At 68.6% G+C, this 26,132-nt stretch carries 18 protein-coding genes; 14 read left to right on the top strand and 4 right to left on the bottom strand.

Annotated features, from left to right (window positions below; genetic code table 11):
• Positions 1 to 112: 112 nt before the first annotated feature.
• Positions 113 to 2,086, bottom strand: a complete 1,974-nt coding sequence (acs, locus tag ACFKCF_RS45140) for an acetate--CoA ligase (protein ID WP_394501540.1) — start codon at positions 2,084 to 2,086, stop codon at positions 113 to 115.
• A 309-nt stretch (positions 2,087 to 2,395) separates the two neighbouring features.
• On the opposite strand from acs, the gene ACFKCF_RS45145 reads away from it, so the two are divergent.
• The 10 genes from ACFKCF_RS45145 to ACFKCF_RS45190 all read left to right on the top strand — a co-directional run bounded on the left by ACFKCF_RS45145 (position 2,396) and on the right by ACFKCF_RS45190 (position 14,629).
• Positions 2,396 to 3,178: an oxidoreductase gene (locus ACFKCF_RS45145; protein ID WP_394501541.1), complete on the top strand. Its 783-nt coding sequence runs from the start codon at positions 2,396 to 2,398 to the stop codon at positions 3,176 to 3,178.
• Between the two features lie 1,503 nt (positions 3,179 to 4,681).
• Positions 4,682 to 5,722: a septum site-determining protein Ssd gene (gene ssd / locus ACFKCF_RS45150; RefSeq protein ID WP_394501542.1), complete on the top strand. Its 1,041-nt coding sequence runs from the start codon at positions 4,682 to 4,684 to the stop codon at positions 5,720 to 5,722.
• Positions 5,719 to 6,903, top strand: coding sequence for a TadA family conjugal transfer-associated ATPase (locus tag ACFKCF_RS45155; protein ID WP_394501543.1), 1,185 nt, complete (start codon positions 5,719 to 5,721; stop codon positions 6,901 to 6,903). The genes ssd and ACFKCF_RS45155 overlap by 4 nt, the downstream gene beginning before the upstream one ends.
• Positions 6,904 to 6,925: 22 nt before the next feature.
• The gene (locus ACFKCF_RS45160) at positions 6,926 to 7,633 is read left to right on the top strand and encodes a type II secretion system F family protein (protein ID WP_394501544.1); all 708 of its coding nucleotides are present in this window, start codon (positions 6,926 to 6,928) and stop codon (positions 7,631 to 7,633) included.
• A gap of 1,079 nt (positions 7,634 to 8,712) precedes the next feature.
• The gene (locus ACFKCF_RS45165; RefSeq protein ID WP_394501545.1) at positions 8,713 to 9,504 is read left to right on the top strand and encodes a type II secretion system F family protein; all 792 of its coding nucleotides are present in this window, start codon (positions 8,713 to 8,715) and stop codon (positions 9,502 to 9,504) included.
• A 669-nt stretch (positions 9,505 to 10,173) separates the two neighbouring features.
• Positions 10,174 to 10,392, top strand: a complete 219-nt coding sequence (locus tag ACFKCF_RS45170) for a hypothetical protein (protein WP_394501546.1) — start codon at positions 10,174 to 10,176, stop codon at positions 10,390 to 10,392.
• A gap of 579 nt (positions 10,393 to 10,971) precedes the next feature.
• Positions 10,972 to 11,439 carry a DUF4244 domain-containing protein gene (locus ACFKCF_RS45175; protein WP_394501547.1) on the top strand — a complete coding sequence of 156 codons (468 nt, stop codon included), beginning with the start codon at positions 10,972 to 10,974 and terminating at the stop codon, positions 11,437 to 11,439.
• Positions 11,436 to 11,828 carry a TadE family type IV pilus minor pilin gene (locus ACFKCF_RS45180; RefSeq protein WP_394501548.1) on the top strand — a complete coding sequence of 131 codons (393 nt, stop codon included), beginning with the start codon at positions 11,436 to 11,438 and terminating at the stop codon, positions 11,826 to 11,828. The genes ACFKCF_RS45175 and ACFKCF_RS45180 overlap by 4 nt, the downstream gene beginning before the upstream one ends.
• A 36-nt stretch (positions 11,829 to 11,864) precedes the next feature.
• Positions 11,865 to 12,221 (top strand): Rv3654c family TadE-like protein, encoded by a 357-nt coding sequence (locus ACFKCF_RS45185; protein WP_394501630.1) that lies wholly within the window; start codon positions 11,865 to 11,867, stop codon positions 12,219 to 12,221.
• Positions 12,222 to 12,964: 743 nt separating this feature from the next.
• A complete protein-coding gene (locus ACFKCF_RS45190; RefSeq protein WP_394501549.1) occupies positions 12,965 to 14,629 on the top strand; it encodes a hypothetical protein in 1,665 nt (554 codons plus the stop codon).
• A 187-nt stretch (positions 14,630 to 14,816) separates the two neighbouring features.
• Here the strand turns inward: ACFKCF_RS45190 and ACFKCF_RS45195 are convergent, their stop codons facing one another.
• Positions 14,817 to 17,378 (bottom strand): DEAD/DEAH box helicase, encoded by a 2,562-nt coding sequence (locus ACFKCF_RS45195; RefSeq protein WP_394501550.1) that lies wholly within the window; start codon positions 17,376 to 17,378, stop codon positions 14,817 to 14,819.
• A 409-nt stretch (positions 17,379 to 17,787) separates the two neighbouring features.
• Here ACFKCF_RS45195 and ACFKCF_RS45200 point away from each other — a divergent pair, with 409 nt between their 5' ends.
• The 4 genes from ACFKCF_RS45200 (at position 17,788) to ACFKCF_RS45215 (ending at position 23,702) form a co-directional block, all read left to right on the top strand.
• Positions 17,788 to 18,138 (top strand): STAS domain-containing protein, encoded by a 351-nt coding sequence (locus tag ACFKCF_RS45200; RefSeq protein WP_043629845.1) that lies wholly within the window; start codon positions 17,788 to 17,790, stop codon positions 18,136 to 18,138.
• Between the two features lies 1 nt (position 18,139).
• Positions 18,140 to 18,559 (top strand): ATP-binding protein, encoded by a 420-nt coding sequence (locus ACFKCF_RS45205; protein ID WP_394501551.1) that lies wholly within the window; start codon positions 18,140 to 18,142, stop codon positions 18,557 to 18,559.
• A 1,460-nt stretch (positions 18,560 to 20,019) separates the two neighbouring features.
• Positions 20,020 to 22,335 carry a sodium-translocating pyrophosphatase gene (locus tag ACFKCF_RS45210; protein ID WP_394501552.1) on the top strand — a complete coding sequence of 772 codons (2,316 nt, stop codon included), beginning with the start codon at positions 20,020 to 20,022 and terminating at the stop codon, positions 22,333 to 22,335.
• 899 nt (positions 22,336 to 23,234) lie between these two features.
• Entirely contained in the window at positions 23,235 to 23,702 is a 468-nt protein-coding gene (locus tag ACFKCF_RS45215; RefSeq protein ID WP_394501553.1) for a SixA phosphatase family protein, read from the top strand.
• A 331-nt stretch (positions 23,703 to 24,033) separates the two neighbouring features.
• Here the strand turns inward: ACFKCF_RS45215 and serB are convergent, their stop codons facing one another.
• On the bottom strand, positions 24,034 to 25,257 hold the full coding sequence (serB, locus tag ACFKCF_RS45220) for a phosphoserine phosphatase SerB (RefSeq protein ID WP_394501554.1): 1,224 nt from the start codon (positions 25,255 to 25,257) through the stop codon (positions 24,034 to 24,036).
• A 242-nt stretch (positions 25,258 to 25,499) separates the two neighbouring features.
• A complete protein-coding gene (locus ACFKCF_RS45225) occupies positions 25,500 to 26,036 on the bottom strand; it encodes a hypothetical protein (protein WP_394501555.1) in 537 nt (178 codons plus the stop codon).
• Between the last annotated feature and the right edge of the window lie 96 nt (positions 26,037 to 26,132).

The raw sequence follows: 26,132 nt of genomic DNA on the forward strand, positions 1-26,132 counted from the left end.
AACTACCCGATCGAACAAGATAGCGCCCGCGTCGGGTACGCCGGGCTTCGCCCCAGGGTCTCAGGAGCCAGGCGTATGCCCCTTTATTGGGACATACGCCTGGAATGTGGGATCAGTCCTCAGACTTGGCGGACGGGAGCTTCTCCGAGATCAGGTTCATCACCGTGCTGTCGGCCAGGGTGGTGACGTCGCCGATGCTGCGGTTCTCCGCCACGTCGCGCAGGAGGCGGCGCATGATCTTGCCGGAGCGGGTCTTGGGCAGCTCGGGCACGACCAGGATCTGGCGCGGCTTGGCGATCGGGCCCAGGGTCTTGGCCACGTGGTTGCGCAGGTCGGAGGCGATGTCGTCGCTCTCCTCCGCTGAGCCGCGCAGGATCACGAACGACACGATCGCCTGGCCGGTCACCGGGTCGGTCGCGCCGACCACCGCCGCCTCGGCCACCTTCGGGTGGCTGACCAGCGCGCTCTCCACCTCCGTGGTGGAGATGTTGTGGCCGGAGACGAGCATGACGTCGTCCACGCGGCCGAGCAGCCACAGGTCGCCGTCGTCGTCCTTCTTGGCGCCGTCGCCGGGGAAGTACATCCCCTCGAACCTGCTCCAGTACGTGTCGATGTAGCGCTGGTCGTCGCCCCAGATCGTGCGGAGCATCGCCGGCCACGGCTCGCGTACGACGAGGAAGCCGCCACCCCCGTCGGGGACGCTGTTGCCCTGGTCGTCCACCACGTCGGCGGCGATGCCGGGCAGCGGGCGCATCGCGGCGCCCGGCTTGCCCGCGGTGACGCCGGGCAGCGGGCTGATCATGATGGCGCCGGTCTCCGTCTGCCACCAGGTGTCGACCACGGGGCAGCGCTCACCGCCGATGTGCTCGCGGTACCAGACGTACGCCTCGGGGTTGATCGGCTCGCCGACGGAGCCCAGGATGCGCAGGCTGGACATGTCGTACTTCGCGGGGATGTCGTCGCCCCACTTCATGAACGTCCGGATCGCGGTGGGCGCCGTGTAGAGGATCGTGATCTTGTACTTCTGCACGATCTCCCAGAACCGGCCGCGGTGCGGGGTGTCGGGGGTGCCCTCGTAGATGACGCTGGTGGCGCCGTTGGCGAGAGGGCCGTACACGATGTAGGAGTGGCCGGTCACCCAGCCGATGTCGGCCGTGCACCAGTAGATGTCGGTCTCGGGCTTGAGATCGAAGACGGCGTGGTGCGTCCAGGCGGTCTGGGTGAGGTAGCCGCCGGTGGTGTGCAGGATGCCCTTGGGCCTGCCGGTGGTGCCGCTGGTGTAGAGGATGTACAGCGGGTCCTCGGCGTCGTGGGGCTCGGCGGTGTGCTGGTCGCTCTGCCGGTCGACCAGGTCGTGCCACCAGACGTCCTTGTCGCCGAAGGCGACGTCCTGGCCGGTACGACGTACGACGAGGACCTTCTCGACCTGCGGGCACTCGGCGACGGCCTCGTCCACCGTGGGCTTGAGCGCCGACGGGTTGCCCCTGCGGTAGCCGCCGTCGGCGGTGATGACGAGCTTGGCGTCGGCGTCGTCGATCCGGCTCTTCAGCGCCGTGGCCGAGAAGCCGCCGAACACCACCGAGTGGACCGCCCCGATGCGGGCGCAGGCCAGCATCGCGATCGGCAGCTCGGGGATCATCGGCATGTAGACGGCCACCCGGTCGCCCTTGCCGACGCCCAGCTCCTGGAGGGCGTTGGCGGCCTTGCTGACCTCGCGCTGGAGGTCGCTGTAGGTGAGGGTACGGGTGTCACCCTCGGGCTCGCCCTCCCAGTAGTAGGCGACCTTGTCGCCGCGGCCCTCCTCGACGTGGCGGTCGACGCAGTTGTAGGCGACGTTGAGCTCGCCGCCGACGAACCACTTGGCGAAGGGGGCGTTCCACTCGAGAGTCGTCTCCCACCGTTTGGCCCACGCCAGCCTCTCGGCTGCACGCTCCCAGAAGGCGAGACGGTCAGCGGCGGCCTCGACATATGCGGCGGCGGTCACGTTCGCGGCCGCCGCCAGGTCAGCCGGCGGTGCGAACCGGCGATTCTCCTGTAGCAGGTTGGACAGCGCCTGGGTCTCGTTGCCAGGGGTCTCCGGGGCCACCTCGTGCTCCTTCTATGGCCAGATTGGATAGGTCGTGTCCCACTTCACCAGCTCACGGCCTCCACACACAAGAGGTCTAGACAGGTCTGTACCGAGGGGCGCCGCTTATCAGGTCGCATGACAGCCGCTATTGAAACGTTGTCATCCTGAAATCAGGTGGGGACCCATAAAGGGTTGCGCATATTCGGGCGCGGGGTTTTCTCGACCCACCGTCACCTATTGAGCGCGCGCCGCCTTCGCCCGGGGCGCCGGTACGGTCGTCACCCGGTGGAGCGGGAGCGGTCGTACCCGCGGGTAAGGTCGGTTTCCGTGAGTGACCCACTGGCTGTCATCGCGGAGTTCCCCGGCGTCCCCGAGGCGGTCGAATCCGCCAGGCAGGCCGTCGACCGGCTGTACCGCCACCGAGTCCTGCGCCGGGCCAGCCCGGCCGTCTCCACGGAGTCGTCCCTGCGCGGCGCCCGGGCCTCGGCCGCCCTGGAGGGTGTGGACGTGTCCCTCGACGCCCTGCGCCGGGACGAGATCCACGACCCGCTGGTCCAGGGAGCCCTGCGGGCGTCGGCGGAGCTGGGCCGCCTGGGCTCGACCTGGCGGGCGGCGCCGAGGCAGGTCCTGGCCCGCCTGCACACGGTGGCGGCCGCCGGTCTGGCGCCGCAGTCCGCCCTGGGCCGTCCGCGGGCGGTGGACGAGGCGCCGGACCCGCTGCGGCTGGGGCCCGCGCCCGGCGCGTCGGAGACGGCGACGCGCATGGAGGGGCTGCTCGGGCTGCTCGAACGGCCTACGAAGGCGCCCGCGATCGTGCTGGCCGCCGTCGTGCACGCCGAGCTGGCCGTACTGCGTCCCTTCGGTACGGCGGACGGGATCGTGGCGCGCGCGGCCGAGCGGCTGACCCTGGTCGAGTACGGCCTGGACCCGAAGTCCCTCGTGGCCGTGGAGGTCGGGCACCTGGAGCACTCCTCGTACGCCGAGGGGTTGAGGGGCTACCTGAGCGGGTCCCCGGAGGGCGTCGCACAGTGGGTACAACAGTGTGCCTCCGCAGTAAGCCTCGGCGTGCGCGAGGCGACCGCAATCTGTGAGGCCATGCAACGGGGCTGAGGTCGCGGCGGCGGAAGCGCAGGTGGGAGCGTTGGGCCGGGCCGCCGACATAGCTGACGGCGCCTCAGTCAAGAGACGCCGTCTGCTGGCACATCACACCGGGTTACCAAGCGTGCACCTCTATTCGTCGGAGCGGGTCAAGCCCGTCACGACGCGCCTCCCGCGGCTGGTCGCGCGTGGGTACCCGGCTGATGCGCCCGGACAAGTGGTCCGTGACACCTTTCTACGTCGGATCCGCCCTGATGGGAAGCCCTCGGACCAAGACCTTTACCCGGCTATGAGCGGGGTCCTGGCATACATCGCCATCGCCACCCTCCGTGATCTGGTTACCAACCTGTGATGATTACGGAGAGTGATCACCTTTATGTGATCGTTATGCCAAAGACAAAAAACTTGGCGAAAATGCGAGATTGCTCCTCGACGAAACTCGAGTCCATCGGGCAGCATACGGGGGTATCGCCCGAAACTGGAGCGACCGTGCACGGGGTAGCTTTGCCAGTCCCTTGCCAGGCTCTGGTGAAGTGATGAAAGCTTTCTTCTGAAACGGGACCGGCTCTACCCCCCCGGAGCCGGACCGATCAGGCGACCCCCGCTCTCCCCCCCGGCGGGGGTCGCCCCTTTTCCACCCCAAGCTCCGCACACCGCAAGCTCCCCGCATCGCGGGCCCCAAGCTCCACGCCCCCGGTCCCAAGCTTTCCGCCCCGGGCACCAAGCTCCCCGCCCCGGGCCCCAAGCTTTCCGCCCCGGGCACCAAGCTCCCCGCACCGCGCGATCCACCACCGCACCCTCCGCGCACGCCCTCCCCGGCACCCCACTGCGGCGGTTTCCGGCGGCGCGCCTCTCACCGAGCCCCTCCACTGCGCACTCTCCGGCCGCGCCTGTCAGCGAGCGCCCCCTACCTTCGGGCCCTCCCAAGGCGTCCCTCTGGCGACGGGCTCTTCGCGACGGGCTCTTCGCGACGGGACCTTCCCAGAGCGGGGCCTCTCACTGTGCGCTCTGCCGCCGTGCCCTCCCGAGCGCCCTTCTAGCGACGCGCACTTCCTACCGGGGGCCTTCGCCAGCGCGCCTTCCGCGACTGCTCTTCACCACAGAGTCCTCTCACGGCGTACCTCACCGAGCGCCCCATCCACCGTGTCGTCCTGCGGATCGCCGCTCTTCGACCGGCCCTCACCCACCACCCTTCCTGAGGCGCGTCTCCCCACCAAGCCCTTCCACGGAGCACTTCGACCGCGCCCCCGCCGCGCCTTGTCATTGAGCCCCCCTGGCCAGCACGCCCTCCACCACGGTGGCACCCGACCACCGCACCGCATTCGTGCGTCCCCGTCCCCGCCCCCGACGTTGCCATGCCCACTTGCCCTTCCAGACCAGCCCACTTATCCACAGGCCCACCACAACCCACCCCACAATCCCCAGAACCGCATTCACCCTCTCGCCACCCCACCCATCTCCACCAACGTTGGCCTCCCAACATCACCCGACCCCGCCCCACCCCGAGAGGCCGACATGCACCGCCCCCTGGTCATCACCGAAGACCACGCCCTGCTCGACGACCTGGTCCGCATAGCCGCCGCAGCCGGCGCCCAACTCGACGTGGCCCACGTCCCCGCCCACGCCCGCCCGTTCTGGAACCTGGCCCCGCTGATAGCGGTAGGCGCCGACCAGGCAGACGCCGTGGCCGCGAGCGCACCCCCCACCCGAGAGCAGGTCGTCCTCGTGACCCGCGCCCCCGACGACCCGGACACATGGCGAAAATGCGTGGCCGTGGGCGCCCAGGCCGTCGTGACCCTCCCCAACGACGAGCGCCACCTGGTGGAGCGGCTGGCGGATGCCATGGAGCCAGACCCTCGCTCAGGATCCGTCATCTGCGTGATCGGGGGCCGAGGCGGGGCAGGCGCGAGCGTGCTGTCGGCGTGCCTGTCCCTGCGCGCCTCGGGCGACCACCTCCGTACCTTGCTGGTGGACGCCGACCCACTGGGCGGCGGCATAGACGCACTGCTGGGCCACGAGGAGGCATCGGGCGCCCGCTGGGGAGACCTGGTCGCCCGAGAGGGCCGGATCAACTCCAGCGCGCTTCAGGCCGCACTGCCGTCGTTCGGCGACCTGGCGGTCCTCTCCTTCCACAGAGGTGAGGTGGCGGCGATCCCCGCCCAAGCCATGCGCTCCGTCCTCGAGGCAGGCCAGCGAGGCTTCGACCTGATAGTCGTCGACCTTCCCCGGCACCTCGACCCGGCCGCGATCGAGGCCCTCACCAGAGCGAAGACCACGCTGGTGGTCGCCACGGCGGACGTACGCGGCATCCTCTCGGCCGTGCAGGTGCTGGGCGAGACCCGCAAGCACACCTCGGACATCCGCGCGATCCTCCGCCCAGGCGTGGTGGACGACGACATGGCCGCGGGCGCCCTGGGCATCCCGTCCGCAGGCACCCTGCCCGACCAGCCGAGACTCACCGCCACCCTCAACCGGGGCGAGCTGCCCAAGCTGGGCCCACGCACCGTGACGGGCGCCCTGTGCACCACGCTCCTACGAGACCTCCTCCCGACATGAGCACCCCCAATTCGCCCACATCCGCAGGCGGCGTATCCCAGGACCTGGTGGAGGCAGTCCGCGTACGCCTGGCCAGAACGGGCGTCGAGCCCAGCGCCGCCCAGGTGGCAGTGGCCCTGCGAGCCGAGAAATCCGTGTACGGGGACGCGGAGATCCTCGCAGTCGCCAGGGCCCTCTGCGCCGACCTCATGGGTGCCGGCCCTCTGGAGCCGCTCCTGGCCCGGCCAGACGTAACAGACGTCCTGGTCAACGGCCCGCGCGAGGTGTGGGTAGACGACGGCAGCGGCCTGCGCCGTACCTCTGTGACCTTCGCGGACGACGGGGCCGTCCGCCGGCTGGCCCAGCGCCTGGCGTCCGTCGCGGGCAGAAGACTCGACGACGCCTCCCCGTACGTGGACGCCAGGCTCGCCGGCGGCGTCCGCCTCCACGCCGTGCTTCCACCGGTCGCGTCCGGCGGCACCTGCGTCTCGCTACGCCTACCGCCACGCCGTACGTTCACCCTGGACGACCTGGTGTCGGCGGGCACGATCACCCCATCCGCCATCCCGGTGCTGACCGCCATGGTGACCGCCAGGCTGGCGTTCCTGGTGACGGGCGGCACCGGCACCGGCAAGACGACGCTCCTGTCAGCCCTGCTCTCGCTCGCCGACCCGGCAGAGCGCCTCCTCCTGGTGGAGGACTCAGCCGAGCTCCGCCCCCTCCACCCCCACGTCGTCCGCCTGGAGACCCGCCCGGCCAACCTCGAGGGCGCAGGCGGCGTGAGCCTGCGCGACCTGGTACGCCAGGCGCTGCGCATGCGCCCGGACCGCCTGGTGGTAGGGGAGGTCAGAGGCAGCGAGGTGGTGGACCTGCTGGCCGCTCTCAACACCGGCCACGAAGGCGGCTGCGGCACCCTCCACGCCAACACCGCCGCCGACGTCCCTCCTCGCCTGGAAGCGCTGGGCTGCGCGGCAGGCCTGACCAGGGAAGCCGTGCACAGCCAGCTGGCCGCGGCGCTCGACGCCGTCATTCACCTGACCCGCGGCCGCCCGGACGGCCGACGCCGCATCGCCGAGATCTGCCTGCTCTCCAGGACGTCAGCCGGCTTCGTCGAGTCGATCCCGGCCCTGACCTTCGACGCGAAGGGCAACTCCCAACCCGGCCCCGCCTACGAAGCCCTCTTCCGGAGAGCCCAACCATGAGTCCCAGCACGAAGGCCACGCAATGACCGGCGCCCTCATAGCAACGCTGTCCACAGCCTTCGCTGTATGGCTGTGGACGGCCCCAGACCTCCCCACCACCCGCCTGACCAGACTGGTCACAGGCGGAAACAAACCCCGCTGGACTTCCCTGACCATCCGCCTCACGCGCCCCACCCCCGCCCGCCGCGCGCAACTCTGGCGCCACGCATCAATCGAGCTATGCCAGTCCCTGTCGGCAGAGCTATCGGCCGGACGCACCCCCGGAGAGGCCCTGACCAGGGCAATCGCCTCAGTGGACTTCCCATCCGCAGAAACTCTGCGCCCGGTCGTCGCCGCGGCAAGAGACGGCGGCGACGTCTCCGCAGCCCTCACCTCATCGGCCCCACCCCAGGGCGGCGAAGGCCTCCGCCAACTGGCAGCCTGCTGGGAAGTAGGCGTCACGGTAGGCGCGGGCCTGGCCGCATTGGTCGATCGAGTCGCGAGCACGTTACGCGCAGCCCAAGCCCACCGCCAGGACGTCGCCGCCCAACTCGCGGGCCCTCGCACCACCGCCCGCCTCCTGGCCGTACTCCCAGCCCTCGGCCTCCTCATGGCCGCAGCCCTCAACATGCACCCGCTGGACTTCCTCCTCGGCAGCTTGCCGGGCCTCATGTGCCTGATATCCGGCATCGCCCTCGACGCCTGCGGCCTGTGGTGGACCAACCACATGGCCACCCAAGCGCAAACCTAACCAACACCCCACAGCCCAAGAGCGCACCCACAAACGGACCCAAACACCTACCCACCCCCGCGGACCAGCCCAGTGACACAGCGCCGCCAGCTACATAGCGCCACCACGCCTACAACACCGTCACTCACACAACGCCACAGCTACATAGCGCCATCGCGCACACTGCGCCGTCACCTGCATGGCTCCGCCATGCACGCGCGCCGCCACTACATAGCAAGGTCGACGCTGCGCGTCATCTGTATGGCTCCGCCATGCACGCGCGCGCCGCCGCTACATAGCGCCATCGCGCATACAGCGTCGGCAGCTGCATGGTTCCGCTATGCACGCGCGCTGCCGCTACATAGCAAGGTCCTGCACACTGTGCGTTAGCTGCATGGTTCCGCCATGCACGCGCGCTGCCGCTACATTGCAACGTCGCCCGTACAGCGCCGTCGGCTGCATGGTTTTGCCACGCACGCGCCGCCAGTTACATAGCGCCATCGCGCACACTGCGCCGTCAGCTACACGGCACCACCACGCATATAGCTCCGCCCTGCACACTGCGCCGCCAGCTACATAGCGCCGTTATGCACATAGCGCCGCCAGTTACACACAGCGCCGTTATGCACACAGCCCCGCCAGCTACATAGCGCCGCCGCTCATACAGCGCCTCACCTACACTGCGCCACCAGCTACCTAGCGCCATCATCCCCACAGCAGCGTCACTCATAGCGCCCGTCAGCTAGCAGAACAGCTCACACAAAACCTCGCCCCATTCGAAACCGCAACTCACGCAGGGGGGGGTCGCGCCGCCGCCGCTCGTCCACCCACGCAGGGCTCGTCCACCCACGCAGGGCTCGTCCACCCACGCAGGGCTCGTCCACCCACGCAGGGCTCGTCCACCCACGCAGGGCTCGCCAACACACGCAGGGCTCGCCAACCCACGCAGGGCTCGCCAACACACGCAGGGCTCGCCAACACACGCAGGGCTCGCCAACACACGCAGGGCTCGCCAACACACGCAGGGCTCGCCAACCCACTGAGACCGTCAGAGCCCGTCCGTCACCAGGCGCACCACACCAAACCGATCGGACCCACTGATGCTCGAATGCCTCTCGGCCTTGCTCGCCGGCCTGGCCACGTGGCTGTGGTCCTCCCCCCGAACCCCAGCAAAACGACTGTCCCGACTACGCCCGCCACCCCATCCGCACCCTCAACAACCACATCCAAACCAGCCAACGCAAGCCCGCAGTGACGAGCCGCTCTGGCAAGATTCCCCTCCTACCCGCCTCTCCCGTAAGACGATCACCATCGCCACCTGCACCGGCCTGTTCACCGCGCTTTTGATCGGCGGCATTCCCGGAACCATCACCGGCCTCCTGATCGCCCCAGCCGCCGCAGCGTTCCTTCACAAGAAACAACAACCCCAGCGGACCCACCGCGACCGCCGACAAATTGCAGCCGACCTCCCATTCGCCGCCGATTTGATGACCGCATGCCTGCTGGCCGGTCGCCCGGTGAGCGACGCCACGGAAATCGCTGCCAACGCGATCGGCGGCCCCCTCGGCCAGCGGCTGAAATGGGTCAGCACCCAACTACGCCTGGGCGCCGATCCCGATCCCACCTGGGCCACCCTCGCCAAGGACCCAGCTACGGCCCAACTCTCCCGAGCCATGAGCCGAGCGGCTCAAAGCGGCGCACCGGTAGCGGACGTCCTTACCCGCCTGGCAGACGACGCCCGCGAAGCCGCCAGAGCCGATTCCGTCGCCGCAGCCAGAAGCGTCGGCGTAAAAGCTGTAGCCCCGCTCGGCCTCTGCTTCCTCCCGGCATTCGTCCTGCTGGGAATCATCCCCGTAATAGCCGGCCTGGCCTCCACGATCATCATCCCCTGAAGCAACGACACAGCTTCAACATTTCCAGAACCAGCTGATCACCAAGAGGCGAACCTCGCCTGCTTCGTCGTGGCCTTGTGTAGGTAATCAGGCCGCTGGCTGGCCACATCGAGGTGAACGTGGCGAGCTCTCTCATTGCCATGACCCGGTGGTCGAGCCCAGCCTGTTCTTCGGCATGGCCTTGCCTGCCCTGCGCGGGGCTGCCTGGAGCGGCTCTGGCGCGCCGATCTGTGACAGTGCCGTCGTCGTCCACGATCGTGGCGAACGTCTTCACTCCGCATCCTGAACCAGGCCGGACCGGCTGCCAGCGGTGCTACCTGCCGCACGATCTCCCGTCGAACGCCGCGGTCTACTACTTCGGCCGCTGACGCGATGACGGCACCGACCAGACCACCCACGACCTGCTGTGCTGGCAGGCGCGTGAGCAGGCGGGCCGCGCCGAGGACCCCACCGCCGTGGTGCTGGACACCCAGACGGGGCACACCAGCGTCAACGCGTCGGCGGACACCACCGGGCTGGATCCGGGCAAGAAGAGCCGGGGTCGCAAGCGTGGCATCGCCTCCGATGTGCTCGGTCGGCTGGAGATCGCGGCGGTGGTGACCTCCGCGAGCGTGCACGACAACGCCATCGGCATCGAGCTGCTACAAGGCCGCCGCCGCCAACCCGAGCGTGAGCAAGGCTTGGACGGACGCCGGGTTCAAGGAGGCGATGGCCGCCCACGCCGCCGGCCTGGGCATCGACGTCGAGGTCGCACCACGGCGCTCCAACCAGCCCAAATTTCACGTGGTCAAGCGCCGCTGGGTCGTTGAACGCACCCTGGGCTGGCTTATGCTCCACCGCCGGCTGGTCCGTGACTACGAGACGCGGTCAGACCCGCCGCAGCCATGATCCGCCTGGCCTCCATCGGCAACCTCCCCCGACGTAACCGCGAATCCACCCCAACCTGGCGACGCACGTAACCGGCAATCAATCACAAACTTCGCACTTCGGACGCCCTCTAAGAGCGCGATGTAGCTTCTCGTGTCCTCTACATCTCCTTCTGGGTACGCAACGCCGCATCTGGTGGTCAACCCATCCATCGGGCTTTTACGTCGTCAACTCCGCCCTGAGCGAGCAACTTGTTCCTGGGAGTTCTCTACGCCGCCGCAGGTGCGCCCAATGCCGCTCCTGGCGCGGCGATGTCGCCCCTGGAGCACGCAACCCGCTGCCTGGGGGCTCTCGATGTCGCCAACACCGTCCGCAAGCCCTCGACTCGACCTCAAGGCTCAATAGCGCTCTCCGGACACCAACTCCGCGCCCTGGCTCCGGAACACTCATCCACAACGTGGCCCGCGGGAATCTCGTCCATCCACAGAACGCAGTTCGGTTCATTGCCTACGGCCCGGCTTCGGCCAATCTAAGGACTCCCGCCGGACAAGGCCCCGGCTTCGAGCACCACCTGGAGGCAAGATGCACAGTCCCGCCACCATGCCAGACGACATCAAAGCCACCCCGGAACCCAGCCGCACCGCATCGAGCAACAAAACAGTCCGCCAGTTCTCACTCAGCCGCACCCACATCACCCGAAGCGCCTCGTCAGCCCTCAACGCCGCCGCAGAAGCCACCACTCACACCGCTAAGTCGCCAAGGGAAACCTCGACCACGTCTCTGAGGGAAACTTCGACGCTGCCCAAGCTCGCCGCGAGCACACTAAACGGATCACCCAAGCCGGCCCAGTGTGGGCCTACTCCCCGCCCCGCTCCGACGCGGCCCAACAGATGGCTTCATTGCGCAACGATCAATCGTGAGCGCGGTATGTCCACGGCGGAATACGCGGTAGGCACGATTGCGGCCTGCGCCTTCGCCGCACTTTTGTTCAAGGTAGTGAGCAGTCCAGAGGTTCAGGAAATGCTGAAGGCCCTTATCGATCGAGCACTGAACACCGTCACCGGATGACCGTCCGCCAAGCGCGGATTTCCCTGGGCAGGAAGCGGTCGGCATCGCGGGGCTCGGTCACGGCCGAGACCGCCGCGATGCTGCCCGCGCTCATGGTCGTCCTCGCAGCCGCGCTGTGGGCCATTCAAGCCGTCGGCGTCCAGCTCGAGTGCGTGGACGCCGCCCGCGCCGCGGCACGAGCCGCGGCCAGGGGCGAGCCCCTCGACCAGGTCATGACCCGAGCTCGCACGGCCACCCGACCGGGGGCGCAGGTAGCCGTAACCCGCGACACGGAAACCACGAAAGTTCAGATCACCGTAGAAGTACGACCACCCTGGGCCCAATCATTGCCCGCAGTACAAATATCCGCGACGGCCACCGCCGACACCGAGCCCGGATATTCCCCTTGATCGCAGACAAACGACCTGGAAGGCGAGGAGGTTCCCATCAATCCTGAAGAAAAGGGCTCGGCCACACTCTGGGGTGTAGCTCTCATGGGTCTCCTTATGGCGGTCGCCACAGCGTTCGCCACGTTGGGGGCGGCACGTGTGGCACGCCATCGCGTAAACAGTGCCGCCGATATGAGCGCCCTTGCAGCAGCCAAGCTAGCGATAATCAATCCAGAAGCCGCCTGCGCCCGAGCCGCTTCCCTGGCCAGCCAGAACGGCGTGAAGCTGACTCAATGCGAAATCACTGACGAAGTCGCCGACGTTTGGACCTCGCTGTCGATCTCACTGCCGATATTGGGCCCTCGCACGCTGACGGCCAGATCTCGGGCCGGTCCAGCAAGAATGGCCCGTTAATCCGCCGGAGCCGTCGTTGTCGAGGAATTGATGGCGAGGAGCAGGTCGCGCGTTGGCTGAGAGCAGGTTGGCATTGACGTCTGTCCGCGACGGACTCCTCCATGCTCAGGACGGCGGGGGTCAGCGTTGCAGGGCGAACTTGCACAAGTGGTGGGTCTGTCAGCTTGGTAAATGGTGGTGAAGCGTGGAGGCGATGGTTGCTCGGACCAGGTAACGGTGAAGGAAGGAATCTTGCCCACAGGGAAGCGTGTGGTGAGCGGCGGGGTCGGGGTTGACCTGCGTCAGTCAGCGGGTCCGCTTCGGGCGTGATTGCCCACTTCGTGCCTCCTTCTTCGCGTCCTGGAGGTAGTCGACCGTGTGCGCTTTTGGGGCAAATGGCTACTATGGGACTCTGTGGCATCTATGTGTTTAATAACCGCATTTCGGTTGGTGTGAAATGCAGAGAATGAATCGAATGGTGATCCGAAAACGGTGGGGCGCTTGGGGCTTGCGGGGCTAGGTCGCGATCCAGTCACGACTTCTTGGACGTGGTGTCCAAGAGTTGTGTATGTACCGTAAGGTTCCGCTTACCCTCGGTCCATGCCGTATGTGACAGGCGCCTGGGAGCGCCGGAGCTTAGTCGCTAGGGTGCGGGTCCGGGGACGGTCGGTGACCGTATCGGCCGGGCGGACTGCACTTCCGGTCGTCGCGTGAGCGCCCCAGGGCGGTCAGGCGGCGCGAGGCTCTCGATGGAGGGAAGCGTCGTGACGGTAGTCGGCAGAGTGGTGGCCACAGGGATGATCGTGGCCGGCTCCATCGCGCTTGGCGGGACCGCTCAGGCCGCCGCGGTGACGTGGCGGGCCGACTCGTCCGGGCAGATCACCTCGCCCGCTGACGGCCAGGTGCTTTCGAGCTCGTCTGTGACCGTTTCCGCGCACACGGGCGTGATGCAGCTGAACATGGGCCTCTACGTCGAGGGACCCTCCACTCCCAGCGAGAAGGTCGCCGGAGGGGGAGCGAACCAGACGATCTCCGGCACGTTCGACGGCGGCAACGCTCCGAACGGGACCTTCACCGTGACCCTCAAGGGAGAGATCACGGGCAGCAGGTACGCGAGCAGCACGTTCAAGCTCCGGCGGCCGCCCGAGGCGCCGGGCAACGTGAACGCGACCCGGCAGGGCAGCGCCAAGGTCCGGCTGACCTGGAGCAAGGGCTCGGAGCCTGATCTGCAGTCGTACGAGGTCTCCAACAGCCAGTCCGGCATCGTGGGAAGGCTGCCCGCCGACAGCGCGTGCGCCGGGTCCACATGCCAGGCGGTGCTGGCCGTGCCGACCAAGGCGAAGGGCCAGAAGGTGGGGTTCACGGTCAAGGCGTTCAGGGGTGACGGCGACGGCGGGTCGATCGGGTCGGGCAATTCGGCCGCCGCGTACGTCGCCTTCCCCGGCGCGCCGACGCCCACGCCGACGAAGAAGACCACAGGTGCCCGGACGCCGAAGACCACCAAGAACGTCGACCCGCTGCCCACGCTGCCGGCCAAGAGGCAGACCCTGCCGACGACCAAACCGACGACGCACAAGCGGACGACGGCCAAGCTTCCGGCAATACCCGACGCCGACCCCAACGGGAACCTGCCGATCCCCACGGCCGACGAAACGGGCGGTCTGCGGCCATCCGATGCGAAGGATGGCGCGGACAACGCTCCCGTCCAGCCCGACGTGAAAGCGCAGTCGAGCGAGTCGCCGATCGGGAACCTCGGGCAGTACGGCCTCTACGTCGCAGCGGGCATCCTCCTGTTGCTGTTCGGCGCCCATGCGGGCGCCTGGGCGAGGCGCCGGGCGCTCGCCACGGGCGAGAGCCCCACACCTGGTACGGCCGCAGCGGCCACAGGTGTGGGCACGTCGCCGGTCGGCGAAATTCAGACCACGCATGCGAACGAAAGCGTCTCGGTCACCACGGCCCCGCCCCGGCGGCGGCCGGCCGTGATCCTGGCCGTCGCCAAGACTCGGGTTCCCGATCAGTCCCGGGCTCAGCGGCCGGTGTCTGATGAGCGTTCCGAAGGGACGGCTTCGGACCGGTCGCCGGCGCCGCCCGCGCTCGATCGGAAGCCTGAGGAGGCCGCCGCCGCGTTCGAGGGGGAGGAGGTGCGAGACGTGCCGGAGGCTCGTCAGGGGCCCGTTCACATCACCTTGCCCAGTTCCGCGGTCACGGATGTCCCCGAGTCCGACGCCTCCCCCGTCCGGCCTGCCGTGCGAATGGAGGATCGCTGGGACGATTATCTGCCGCCGACTCCACGGTCAATGGAGGACAGCGGATTCTGGGAACGCCCGCGGCCGGGCGCGGCTGATTTCTGGTCCGGCGACGATGACGAAAAGGGCGAAGGCGAGGAACGCGCTTTCGTGGGCCATCGGCACAGAGACGGCGAAAGCTAAATCGGTCCCTTCGGATCACGGATCAAGCAGGACCGAAGTCTGGGCTGGCGTTCGACAGCGCAGGTGGAGCTGGGTTCTGGAGGCACCCCCGGTAGGTCCAGTGGGCCCGCTTGACGGGCTGCGCGCGCCGCTCACGCGGAGAAGAGCCGTGCCCTCGACGGCATTTCCTGTGCGGTCTCGTGGCGTTTTACTGAGGGGACAGCAGTGTGTTGAGAAGGCGGATGGCGCCTCGTTTGTCCAGGGGCTCATTACCGTTGCCGCATTTCGGGGATTGAATGCAGGAAGGGCAGCCTCGTTCGCATTCGCAGGAGGTTATGGCTTCGCGCGTGGCGGTCAGCCAGTCGGCCGCACGGGCGTAGCCGCGTTCGGCGAAGCCCGCCCCGCCCTCGTGGCCGTCGTACACGAAGACGGTGAGCAGCCCCGTGTCGGCGTGCAGTTCGGTGGAGACGCCGCCGATGTCCCACCGATCGCAGGTGGCGAACAGGGGGAGCAGGCCGATGGAGGCGTGTTCGGCGGCGTGGGCGGCACCGCCGAGGTCGATGCCCGCTTCGGCGAGCGGCGCCACCGCCGAGGCGGGGAGCGTCCACCAGACGGCGCGGGTGCGGAGGGTGCGGGGTGGCAGGTCCAGGGGCTCGTCGCCGAGCATCTCGCCTGATTGGAGGCGTCTCTTGAGGTACGAGACCACTTGCCGGGTCACCTCCACCTCGCCGAAGTGGAGCGTGCCCGGGCCCAGGGGATGGGAGCGCTGGGTGGCGAGGATGGAAATGTCGGTGATGTCGCGAGCGAACGTCGTGAAGTCCGGGGTCGCGCTGGACACCAGGGCGACTCCCGCCTCCAGGTCCAGAAGCTCGACCAGGAAGGTCTCGCCCTGATGGATGTAGACCGCGCCCGTGTGCACGGTGGTGTGCGCGGACGGCTCGTCCACGCTGCCCAGGAGGCGGCCGGTGGACGACTCCACGACCTGGATGGGAGCGCCTCCGCCGCCTCGGATGTCGGCGAGGTCGGTGGCACGCTCCCGCTTGGTCCAGAACCAGCCCGCGGGGCGCCTCCTGAGCAGCCCCTGGGAGACCAGGTCATCGAGGACCGTTGAGGTGGTGGTGCCGAAGATGGGCAGGTCGTCGTCGGTCAGCGGGATCTCGGCGGCCGCGGCGCAGAGGTGGGGGCCGAGGACGTACGGATTGTCGGGGTCGAGGACGATCGCCTCCACGGGCTGGCCGAACAGGGCCTGGGGGTGGTGGACGAGGTAGGTGTCCAACGGGTCGTCCCTGGCGATCAGCACGGCGAGCGCGTCCTGGCCGTCGCGGCCCGCCCGGCCCGCCTGCTGCCAGAGGGAGGCGCGGGTGCCGGGCCAGCCTGCGATCAGCACGGCGTCCAGGCCTGAGACGTCCACGCCCAACTCGAGGGCGTTGGTGGTGGCCAGGCCCATGATCGTGCCCGAGCGGAGGGCCTTCTCCAGGAGCCTGCGGTCTTCGGCGAGGTACCCGGCGCGGTAGGCGGCGATCTTGTTGGGGAGGTCGGTCCAGTCCGGCTGGGCGGGGGCGTCCGGGAGCGCCCAGGCGAGGGAGCTTTCCGAGGCAGGGTCGGTTGCCGGGCCCTCATGCCCTGAGGTGCCGACCGCGGGGTCTGTCGAGAGGCCGGTGGGATGGGATGGTCCCGGCCTGGTGGGGCCCATCAGGTGCGCGGTGTCCGGCTGGTGGCTGAGGGCGGGGTCCGCTTCCAACGGGGTGGGCCGGCCGGTGCGCGCTGATTCGGCTGTGTTCGGTCGGCGGTCGGGGGCCGGCTCCAGCTGGGTGGTGGTCGGGGCCGGCTCCAGCTGGGTGGTGGTGGTCGGTTCCGTTGAGGGTGGCTGGAAGGTGCTGGTCGGGTTGGCGGCGCTCGGTCGGTCGGTGGGAGCCGGTTCTGCCGTGTTCGAGTGGCCGGTGGTGGGGTCTGCGGTGTTCGGGTGGCCGGTGGTGGGGTCTGCGGTGTTCGGGTGGTGGGGGGTGGCGGGTCGGGGGTGGCGGGTGGAGAGGGAGAAGGCTACGTCGGCGAGTTTGGCGCGGGCCGTCAGGGCGACTGTTTCGGCGCCGCGGCGGGAACGTACGAAGGCAAGTGTGCGGACGTCGGCCAGGACGAGGTCCGCCAGCAGATCCGCCGCCTCCGCCGTGGCCGTCCGCCGCACAGGTGCCCCTCCCTCGCCCCGTAGCTCGGTCAGGGGCGGCTCCCACAGCGCGATGGTGGTGGAACCCTTGGGCGAGGCGTCCACGGTCACCTCGTCCATCTCAAGCCCCGTCAGCCTCATCCCGAACGCGCCCGGCTCGCTGGCCGTCGCCGATGCGAGCAGGAATGTGGGGCGCGAGCCGTAACGGGCGCAGACGCGGCGCAGGCGGCGCAGGATCTGGGCGACGTGGGAGCCGAAGACGCCGCGGTAGCCGTGGCACTCGTCGATGACGATCATGCGCAACCGGCGGAAGAATGAGGACCACTGGGAGTGGCGGGGCAGGATGCTCCGGTGCAGCATGTCCGGATTTGTCAGGACGTAGTTGGCGTGCTGGCGCACCCACGTACGTTCCTCGAACGGCGTGTCGCCGTCGAAGCAGGCCGCGCGGAGCTGGGTGATCCGCAGGTCGCGCAGGCCGCGCAGCTGGTCGGCGGCCAGGGCCTTGGTCGGGGTCAGGTACAGGATCGTGCCGCCGTCGAGGCAGGAGGCGACGGCGGGAGTGAGGTACGCCAACGACTTCCCGGACGCCGTACCCGTTGAGATGATCACGTTTCGGCCACGAAATGCCAGGTCGGCGGCCTCGTACTGGTGAGGCCAGAGTCCTGTCACCCCGCGGTTCGCCAAGCGCGTAACAAGTACTTCTGGCGTCCATTTCGGCCATCCCGCTTGACCCGCCCGACGTGCTGGAACATGCTCCACATGGGTGACACGCTCATGACGTGCGGGAACACCGAGTAGGTGGCGGAGGAGTGGACCCGCCTGTTGTGGGGAGGATGCGGAGGAAGTCACTGTTTCCAGTCTTGCATCGATGGGCAAAGTCGCCGGGAATCGTGATTTCGTATAGACACAAGCCAGACGCATGGTTGAATGCCGCGCGTCAGGGTCGGACGATCTGGGGCCACGCTCCAGATTGCCAGTCCCAAGAGAGTAGTTTCGCAGGCGAGGCGCTGGAGGATCTGTGGATCTGAAGTTGGATCACCGCACCGAAGACCGACTCACCATCGTGGAGGTCGAGGGTGAGATCGATGTCTACACGGCGCCGAGATTGCGTGAGCTCCTCATCGACCTGGTGAACAAGGGCAACTTCCACCTGCTCGTCAACATGGAGAAGGTGGACTTCCTCGACTCCACGGGCCTTGGTGTCCTGGTCGGGGGGCTCAAGCGGGTTCGTGCGCACGACGGCTCGCTCGAGCTGGTCTGCACCCAGGAGCGCATCCTGAAGATCTTCCGGATCACCGGTCTGACCAAGGTCTTCGGGATTTACGCTTCGGTCGACGAGGCCAAGGAAGCTCACGGCAAAGACAAGTAGCATGGCTACCGTCGAGCTGACGTTCAGCGCTCTTCCCGCCCATGTGCGGACCGCGCGGCTGGTGGCGACGGCGATCGCTCGCCGCACCGGCGTGGAGGAGTCCCTGCTGGACGAAGTCAGGCTCGCTGTGGGTGAGGCGTGCTCCCGGGCAGTCGAGGCGCACCGCGTCCACTGTCCGGGCGAGCCCATCCGCATCGAGCTGCGTGACGACTCCGGGCGTTTCGAAGTCACGGTCAGCGACCAGGCCCCCAGCGATGAGATCAATCAGGAGCAGCCCCTCGATCTGGGCATGCTCTCTGACTCGTTCATGTCGGGCTTCGGCCTTGCGGTCATCGCGGGCTTGGCCGACGACGTCGAGGTCTTCCCCAGCCCGAAGGGCACCAATATCCGCATGAGCTGGCCCGCGGCCGCCAAGGTCTGAGCCGGCTCCCCCATCCCGCCTCGCTCCGCCGGGCGTCCCTTTGTGGCGCCCGGCTTGCGGCCGTTCTGTACTCAAAACCCCCATCTTGTACGGCAAAGCACGAGCGGTCCCACCCGCCGCACGTGGCTGAGCGCCTCCAGGGAGACGCCCGCTGACCCGCACGCGGCCGGCCGCCGTCACGGCACACGAGCACCGTGGCTTCCGGTTTCCGCCGACAGGGATGGATCGCGGCATTCGTTCACCGGCTGGTGCTTGGGGAGCGGGCGGATTCGCGGGGACGATGGCTCGCAGACGGCGTAAGGGGTGAGCGGGTCTGTGGCGCGGATGGTCGTGCAAGGTGAGCCGGGTGAGCGGGGTCGTCGTTCGTGGACGGCGGGACGGGCGAGCGGGGTCGCGGCTCGCGGACGGCGCGAGGGGTGAGCGGGACGGCGGCGCGGATGGTCGTGCGAGGGGAGCCGGGTTCGCGGGGCGGATGGTCGCGCGAGGCGTGCGATCCCGGAGATGCGAGGAGCGCACCGCGTGGACAGCAACGCGAGAGGAAGGTGCCTGTGACTGGACCGGCTCCTGGGGTGAACGCGGGGGAAGACGTCTGTGGCGTGGATCGGCTCGTGGGGTGAATGCGGGGCGAAGGCGCTTGTGGCGTGTGCGGGGCCGTGGGGTGAACGCGGGGGAAGACGTCTGTGGCGTGGATCGGCTCGTGGGGTGAATGCGGGGCGAAGGCGCTTGTGGCGCGAACCGGCTCATGGATGAAGGCGCCTGTCGCCGGTCGGTCAGCTGGCATGGACGGTCATGTGGCGTCGGCGGTCACCTGAGGTGAATGAGACCACCGCGGGAAGATGGCCTCAGTGTGGGTGGTCATGTGCGTGGATGAGCGCACAAGGCGGACGGTGGTTCCGGTCATCGCGCCGCGAGTACCCCAGAGGGATCGGATGGGCGTTCCGGTCGTCGGATGAGGTCCGGTCCGCGGCGTGGGCGGGGCTCGATGGGGCCGTGTCGACGGGGGTCGGGTGGGGTGGTGGCGGGCGGGGGTCCTGCGTGCCGGGTCCTGGGCGGTGGTGCCGTGGTCGGGTGGCGGTGGCGGGTGGGAGTGACCGTGTTGGGCGGTCGTTTCGGCGGCCGTCTTCCGTCTCCCGGGTCCCTCCAGCATCGCTCCAGGCCTCCAGAGTTTCGGTCCGGCACTATCGGCAGGTTTTCATGACCTTAAACGCGGGGAAATTTCGCCTGTCAGGCCGCAAACCGGCCCGCTGTCAGGGGATTACTGGACGCGCGCACAATTAGCCACCTCGAGAGCCTTCATATCCGTTCAGTGCCTGCGTAGACTCCCGGCACCGGCCAAGGTGATCCGGCGGAACGCGGATTCAACCGGAAGCGGCACCCACAACCCGGATGGTGCCGCAACACCCGCCGAGGAAAACTGCAGCACCGCCCGGGCAGGACGACCGGTCTTGCCGAGGAGAACGATGAGCAGGCACATGCTGGCAGCGGAGCCAGCGTCAAATCTGGCCCTGAGTGGAAACAATCTCACCATCGTGATCGTGGTCGCCGCGGTCGCACTGATCGCACTAGCCGTCGCCGGCGGCCTGGTGCGCGAAGTGCTGTCCGCCGGCCAAGGCACGGAGCGCATGCAGAACATCGCGCGTGCCGTACAAGAAGGCGCCGCCGCTTATCTGGCGCGCCAGTTCCGCACATTGGCGATCTTCGTCGTCGCAATACCTATTCTGTTGCTCCTGCTACCGGGGGAAACAGAAGTAGTCGTCGGACGTTCGATCTTCTTCGTGGTTGGGGCGGTTTTCTCCGCACTGACCGGGTTCACGGGCATGTGGCTGGCCGTGCGCGGGAATGTCCGTGTCGCCGCCGCAGCCAACGAATCGGGCGAGAAGCGCGCCATGCGCATCGCGTTCCGCACCGGCGGTGTGGCCGGGATGTTCACCGTGGGCCTCGGCCTGCTCGGCGCGGCCGTGGTCGTGTTCATCTACCAGGGCAACGCCCCCGGTGTGCTCGAGGGCTTCGGGTTCGGGGCGGCGCTGCTCGCGATGTTCATGCGAGTCGGTGGCGGCATCTTCACCAAGGCCGCCGACGTCGGCGCCGACCTGGTCGGCAAGGTCGAGCAGGGCATCCCGGAGGACGACCCGCGCAACGCCGCGACCATCGCCGACAACGTGGGCGACAACGTCGGTGACTGCGCGGGTATGGCGGCCGACCTGTTCGAGTCGTACGCGGTCATGCTGGTCGCCAGCCTCATCCTGGGCAAGGTGGCCTTCGGCGAGCAGGGGCTGGTCTTCCCCCTGATCGTCCCCATGGTCGGCGTGATCACGGCGATCATCGGCATTTTTGTCACCGGAATGCGCGACCGCGACCGCAACGGCATGTCGGCGATCAACCGCAGCTTCTTCATCTCGGCCGCGATCTCCGCGGTGCTGGTGACGGTGGCCGCGTTCCTGTATCTGCCCGACAGCTTCAGCGCCCTGACCGGCGCCACCGAGCAGTCCGACGCCAACCCGCGGCTCATCGCCATCGGCGCGGTGCTCATCGGGCTGGTGCTGGCCAGCGCCATCCAGCTGCTGACCGGCTACTTCACCGAGACCAACCGCCGTCCCGTACGCGAGATCGGCGAGAGCTCGGCCACCGGCCCGGCCACCGTCATCCTGGCCGGCATCAGCGTCGGCCTGGAGTCGGCCGTCTACTCCGCCCTGGTCATCGGCGGCGCGGTCTACGGCGCGTTCCTGCTCGGGTTCGGGAATGTGACGATCGCGCTGTTCGCGGTGGCGCTGGCGGGCACCGGTCTGCTGACCACGGTCGGCGTCATCGTCTCCATGGACACGTTCGGGCCGGTCTCCGACAACGCCCAGGGCATCGCCGAGATGTCGGGCGACGTCGAAGGTGAGGGCGCCCGCGTGCTCACCAGCCTGGACGCGGTCGGCAACACCACCAAGGCCATCACCAAGGGCATCGCGATCGCCACGGCCGTGCTGGCGGCGACCGCGCTGTTCGGCGCCTTCCGTACCTCGGTGGAGGACGCCCTGGCCACGGCGAGCGGGGCGGTCAAGTCCGCGCTCGGCACGTTCTCCACCTTCAGCCTCAGCGTCGACCAGCCGAACGTCCTGGTCGGCCTGGTCATCGGGGCCGCGGTCGTGTTCCTCTTCTCGGGGCTCGCGATCATGGCGGTCGGACGGGCCGCGATGCGCGTGGTCTTCGAGGTACGCGACCAGTTCCGCAACAAGCCGGGCATCATGGACGGCTCGGAGAAGCCAGAGTACGGCCGGGTCGTGGACATCTGCACCCGTGACTCGCTCCGCGAGCTGGCCACGCCCGGTCTGCTGGCGGTCATGACGCCGATCGCGGTCGGGTTCGCCCTCGGGTACGCGCCGCTGGGCGCCTTCCTCGCGGGGGCCATCGCGTGCGGCACGCTGATGGCCGTCTTCCTGTCCAACTCCGGCGGCGCCTGGGACAACGCCAAGAAGCTGGTGGAGGACGGTCACCATGGCGGCAAGGGTTCGGAGGCGCACGCCGCCACCGTCATCGGCGACACGGTCGGCGACCCGTTCAAGGACACGGCCGGGCCTGCCATCAACCCGCTGATCAAGGTGATGAACCTGGTGGCGCTTCTGGTCGCGCCCGCGGTGGTGCAGTATGCGGGCAACCCGACTCTGCGGATCGGCGTCACGGTGGTGGCGGTGGCCGTGGTGGTCGGGGCCATCGTGGTGTCCAAGCGGCGCTCCGTGACCACCGAATCGGCCAACAACGACAACCGCGAGCACCAGCCCGTGGCTTCGTAACACCCCGCAATACCCTGGAGAGACGCCCGCCCTACTGCGTAGGGGCGGGCGTCTCGCCTTTTCCGCCGAACCTTCGGATGCCGGGCCGCCGCCGGTCGTCGGCTTCTTTGCCGGTGCGGGCGATCGAGGACGTCTCGTCGGGCGAGATGGGGTGCGCGGCGGGATGGGGTGCTCGGCGTGAGGGACAAGGTGGCCGTGCTGGGGACACGAGGGATGCTGGGCGCAAGGGGACGCGGTGGTGGTGCGGGGGACCCGACGTGGCGTGTGGGGCAGGAGGGGGGCATCGGCGTGAGTGGAGGAGGTAGTGGTGCTGGGGGACCCGAGGTGGCGTGCTGGGGACTTGGGGGGTGCACGGCGGTGAGGGGACGAGGTGGCCTGTGGGGACTTGAGGGGGGCGCTCGGCAGGAGGGGAGGAGGTGGCGTGCTGGGGACATGAGGGGGTGCTCGGCGTGACGGGGTCCTCGGCGTGGGGGGTGCGCGGCGTGAAGGGCGGTCGCGGTGCTGGGGGCGTGGACGTCGGCGTTGGCACCTGCGGGATGTGGGCGATTGCCTGGGGGTTTATTGAGGGCGGGCACAACCCGCGTCGACTGCACAGCGGCCCGGGCTACCGCACCGGATCAAGTCCCGAAGTGGGTGAGCCTAGTCTGGCGGGTGGTGGTTGGGGAGTGGGTGAGCGGATTCGGACATGGCGGTGCCCGGGGAGTGGTGAGGGGGTTGAGCGAGAGGGCTGGGTGAAGGCGGGCGTGGGGGCGGGGTGGCTCGGTGGGAAACTGGGCGCGTGAAAGGTGACAAGCAGCCCAGCGGTGGGAAGACCCTGGGCCTGATTCTGCTGGGGATGCTCGTCATCCTGGCCGTGATCGTCGGGCTGGCCGTCTGGGCTTCGAGGACAGGGTGATCTGGTGCGGACGTTGATTGTGCTGCGGCATGCGAAGGCCGCCCACATCCCCGGGTCGGCCGATCGGGAGCGGCCGTTGACCGAGCGGGGCGAGCGGGACGCCAGGCAGGCGGGCGACGAGATACGGGCTGCCGGGCTCAACCCGGACGTCGTGCTGTGCTCGCCGGCGCTCAGGACCAAGCGCACCGCCGAGCTCGCCTTTCCCGAGGTGGAGATCAGCTACGAGCGGGACATCTACGAGGCGTACCCCGATGAGCTGCTGGAGCTGGTCCGCCGGGTTGATCCTGAGCTGGGCACGGTGGTGCTGTGCGGGCACAACCCGGGCGTGCACGAGCTCGCCGTGGGGTTGGCCGGGGGCGACTATGTGTTCCGGCCGGGCGCGTTCGCGGTGATCGAGGTGGAGTCCGCCTGGGAGGAGCTGTGGATGGGTGAGGGGCGCCTGATCACGCTCTGGGACCCCAAGGCGCACTGACGGCCCCGAGGTGCGGTGGCGGCACCGAGGTGCACTGGCGGTCCCGAGGTGCGGTGGCCGTCCCGAGGTGCGCTGACGGCCCGAGCTGCATCGGTGGCCCCAAGTGTGCACTAGCGGCCTCAAGCTGCGCTGGCGGCCCCGGGGTGTCCTGACAGGTCCCTAGCTGCGCTGGCGGCTCCAAGGAGCACTGAGGGACCCAAGGAGCACTGAGGGACCCAAGGAGCACCGAGAGACCACGAAGGGGCGCTCAGGGACTGGCGAGGGGGCTGGCCGCGGTCGGAGTCCCGGAGTGCCCATCCTGGGGCTCCAGGATGGGCGGGTGGGTTGGAGGTCAGCCTGCGGTCAGGGCGGTGCCGTCCTCCGCGTCCGCCGCCTCGACCTCGTCCCTGGAGATCCCCAGCAGGTAGAGGATCGAGTCGAGGTAGGGCGTGTTGACCGCCGTGTCGGCCGCCTGCCGCACCACCGGCTTGGCGTTGAACGCCACCCCCAGCCCGGCCACCGCGATCATGTCGAGGTCGTTGGCCCCGTCGCCGATGGCCACCGTCTGAGAGATCGGCAGGCCGGCCTCCCTCGCGAACCGCTCCAGCGCCCGCGCCTTCCCCGGCCGGTCCACGATCTCGCCCACGACGCGACCGGTCAGCCGGCCGTCGATGACCTCGAGGACGTTGGCCGCCGAGTAGTCGATCCCGAGCTCCTCCACCAGCCCGTCGGTGATCTGCGTGAAGCCGCCGCTGACGATGGCGAAGCGGTAGTCGAGCCGCTTGAGCGTGCGCACCAGCGTGCGGGCGCCGGGCGTGAGCACGACCTCCTTGCGCACCTCCTCGAACACCTCGGCCGGCAGCCCCTCCAGCAGCGCCACCCGGCGCCGCAGCGACTCGGCGAAGTCGAGCTCGCCGCGCATGGCCTGCTCGGTGACCTTGGCGACCTCGTCCAGGCATCCGGCGTGGGCCGCGAGCAGCTCGATGACCTCGCCCTGGATGAGGGTCGAGTCGACGTCCATGACGATGAGCCGCTTGGCCCGCCGCGACAGGCCGGTGCGCTGCACGGCCACGTCCACCTCTTGGACGGCCGCCTCGGCGGCCAGCTCGACCCGCAACGAGCTGGGGTCGGCGCCGGAGACGGACAGCTCGATGCAGGTGACGGGCCATTGGGCGAGGCGTTCGATGCGGTCGATGTTCGCGCCGGCGGCGGCGATGCGCCCGGCGATGCCCGCGATGGCGGCGGGCTGGAGCGTGGCGCCCAGCACGCTGACCGACAGGCGGCCGCGGCGGCGCTGCTCCTTGGTCTGGGAGCCGGTGGAGAGCTCAACCTCCATGCCGAGGTCCTCGGCCACCCGCTCGACCGCGGTCCACATGGCGCCGAGGGTCGTGCCGGTGCCCGTCGGGGGGCCGCCGGCGTACGTGACGAGCACGCCGAGCGTGAGCCGGCCGCGAATGACGACCTGTTCGATGTCCGCCACAGTCACTGGAAAGGCGGACAGAACGGAGAAAAGCCGCGAGGTGACGCCGGGCCGGTCGGGGCCGGTCAGGGTGATCAGGAGGCTGCGCTGGTCCACATCCAGCCACGGTACTGCGCCCGGCCCGATGCTCGCGAAGCAGGGCGGGCATTCGGGCGCGGGCGCAGCGGTGGACGTCGTGGTGGACGTGGCTCGAACGTCGCGGTGAACGTTGCGATGGACGTCGCCGTGGACGTCGTGGTGCATGTGGCTCGAACGTCGCCGTGGGCGTCGTGGTGGACGTCGCCGTGGACGGGGCCCGAAACGTTCCAGTGGTTCGAAACGTTCCAGAGAGCCGCGTACTAGCGGACGATCTTGGTCTTGACCGTCTTCACGTAGCCGTGCTCGGGGATGCCGAGCCGGTCGAGCTCCTCCTTGCTCATGTTCTCCATGCCCGTCTGGACGTCGTAGGAGACCACGCCGAGCTTGGCGGTCTGCGTGCCCCTCGCCGTCTTCTTGAGCTTGGTCTCGAAGATCAGGGCGATGGCGTCGTCCTTCTTCAGGACCTTCGGCACGAGGCAGTAGAACGCGCGGCCCTCAAGCCCGCACTCGGTGCCCTTGACGCTCGTCCGGTACATGATCCGCCTGAGGTCGACACCCTTGGGGAACTCGCCGCCGACGAAGTAGGCGTCGGCCTCGTAGGGCCCCTTGTTGGTGGCGACGATGGTGAAGTTGAGCTTGCCGCCGGCCTTGGCGGTCTTCGCGGCCTTCACTTTGACGTCGAAGACCGAGAACGGCTCATCGGCGACCATGGTGGCGGAAGCGGAAGCCGGAACAGCCGGGACAAGCAGGGCCGCCGCCAGCAATGCCAGCGACGCGGCCTTGGTCAGGTTACGCATTAAACGTCTCCGGTGAGGAAGTGGTCACGGGGAGGCGTACACAGTTGAAGCCCCCGTAAATGCCCGCTGTTCCTATCATGTTGGCAAAATCTATGT

This window comes from Nonomuraea sp. JJY05, assembly GCF_043496855.1.
Taxonomy (GTDB): Bacteria; Actinomycetota; Actinomycetes; order Streptosporangiales; family Streptosporangiaceae; genus Nonomuraea.

Bases quoted from the DNA above. Each gene is read 5' to 3' on its own strand.
- ACFKCF_RS45225 (WP_394501555.1), bottom strand. From the start codon at position 26,036: ATGCGTAACCTGACCAAGGCCGCGTCGCTGGCATTGCTGGCGGCGGCC.
- ACFKCF_RS45160 (WP_394501544.1), top strand. From the start codon at position 6,926: ATGACCGGCGCCCTCATAGCAACGCTGTCCACAGCCTTCGCTGTATGG.
- ACFKCF_RS45175 (WP_394501547.1), top strand. From the start codon at position 10,972: ATGCCAGACGACATCAAAGCCACCCCGGAACCCAGCCGCACCGCATCG.
- ACFKCF_RS45205 (WP_394501551.1), top strand. From the start codon at position 18,140: ATGGCTACCGTCGAGCTGACGTTCAGCGCTCTTCCCGCCCATGTGCGG.
- ACFKCF_RS45210 (WP_394501552.1), top strand. From the start codon at position 20,020: ATGAGCAGGCACATGCTGGCAGCGGAGCCAGCGTCAAATCTGGCCCTG.
- ACFKCF_RS45180 (WP_394501548.1), top strand. From the start codon at position 11,436: ATGACCGTCCGCCAAGCGCGGATTTCCCTGGGCAGGAAGCGGTCGGCA.
- ACFKCF_RS45155 (WP_394501543.1), top strand. From the start codon at position 5,719: ATGAGCACCCCCAATTCGCCCACATCCGCAGGCGGCGTATCCCAGGAC.
- ssd (WP_394501542.1), top strand. From the start codon at position 4,682: ATGCACCGCCCCCTGGTCATCACCGAAGACCACGCCCTGCTCGACGAC.
- ACFKCF_RS45165 (WP_394501545.1), top strand. From the start codon at position 8,713: ATGCTCGAATGCCTCTCGGCCTTGCTCGCCGGCCTGGCCACGTGGCTG.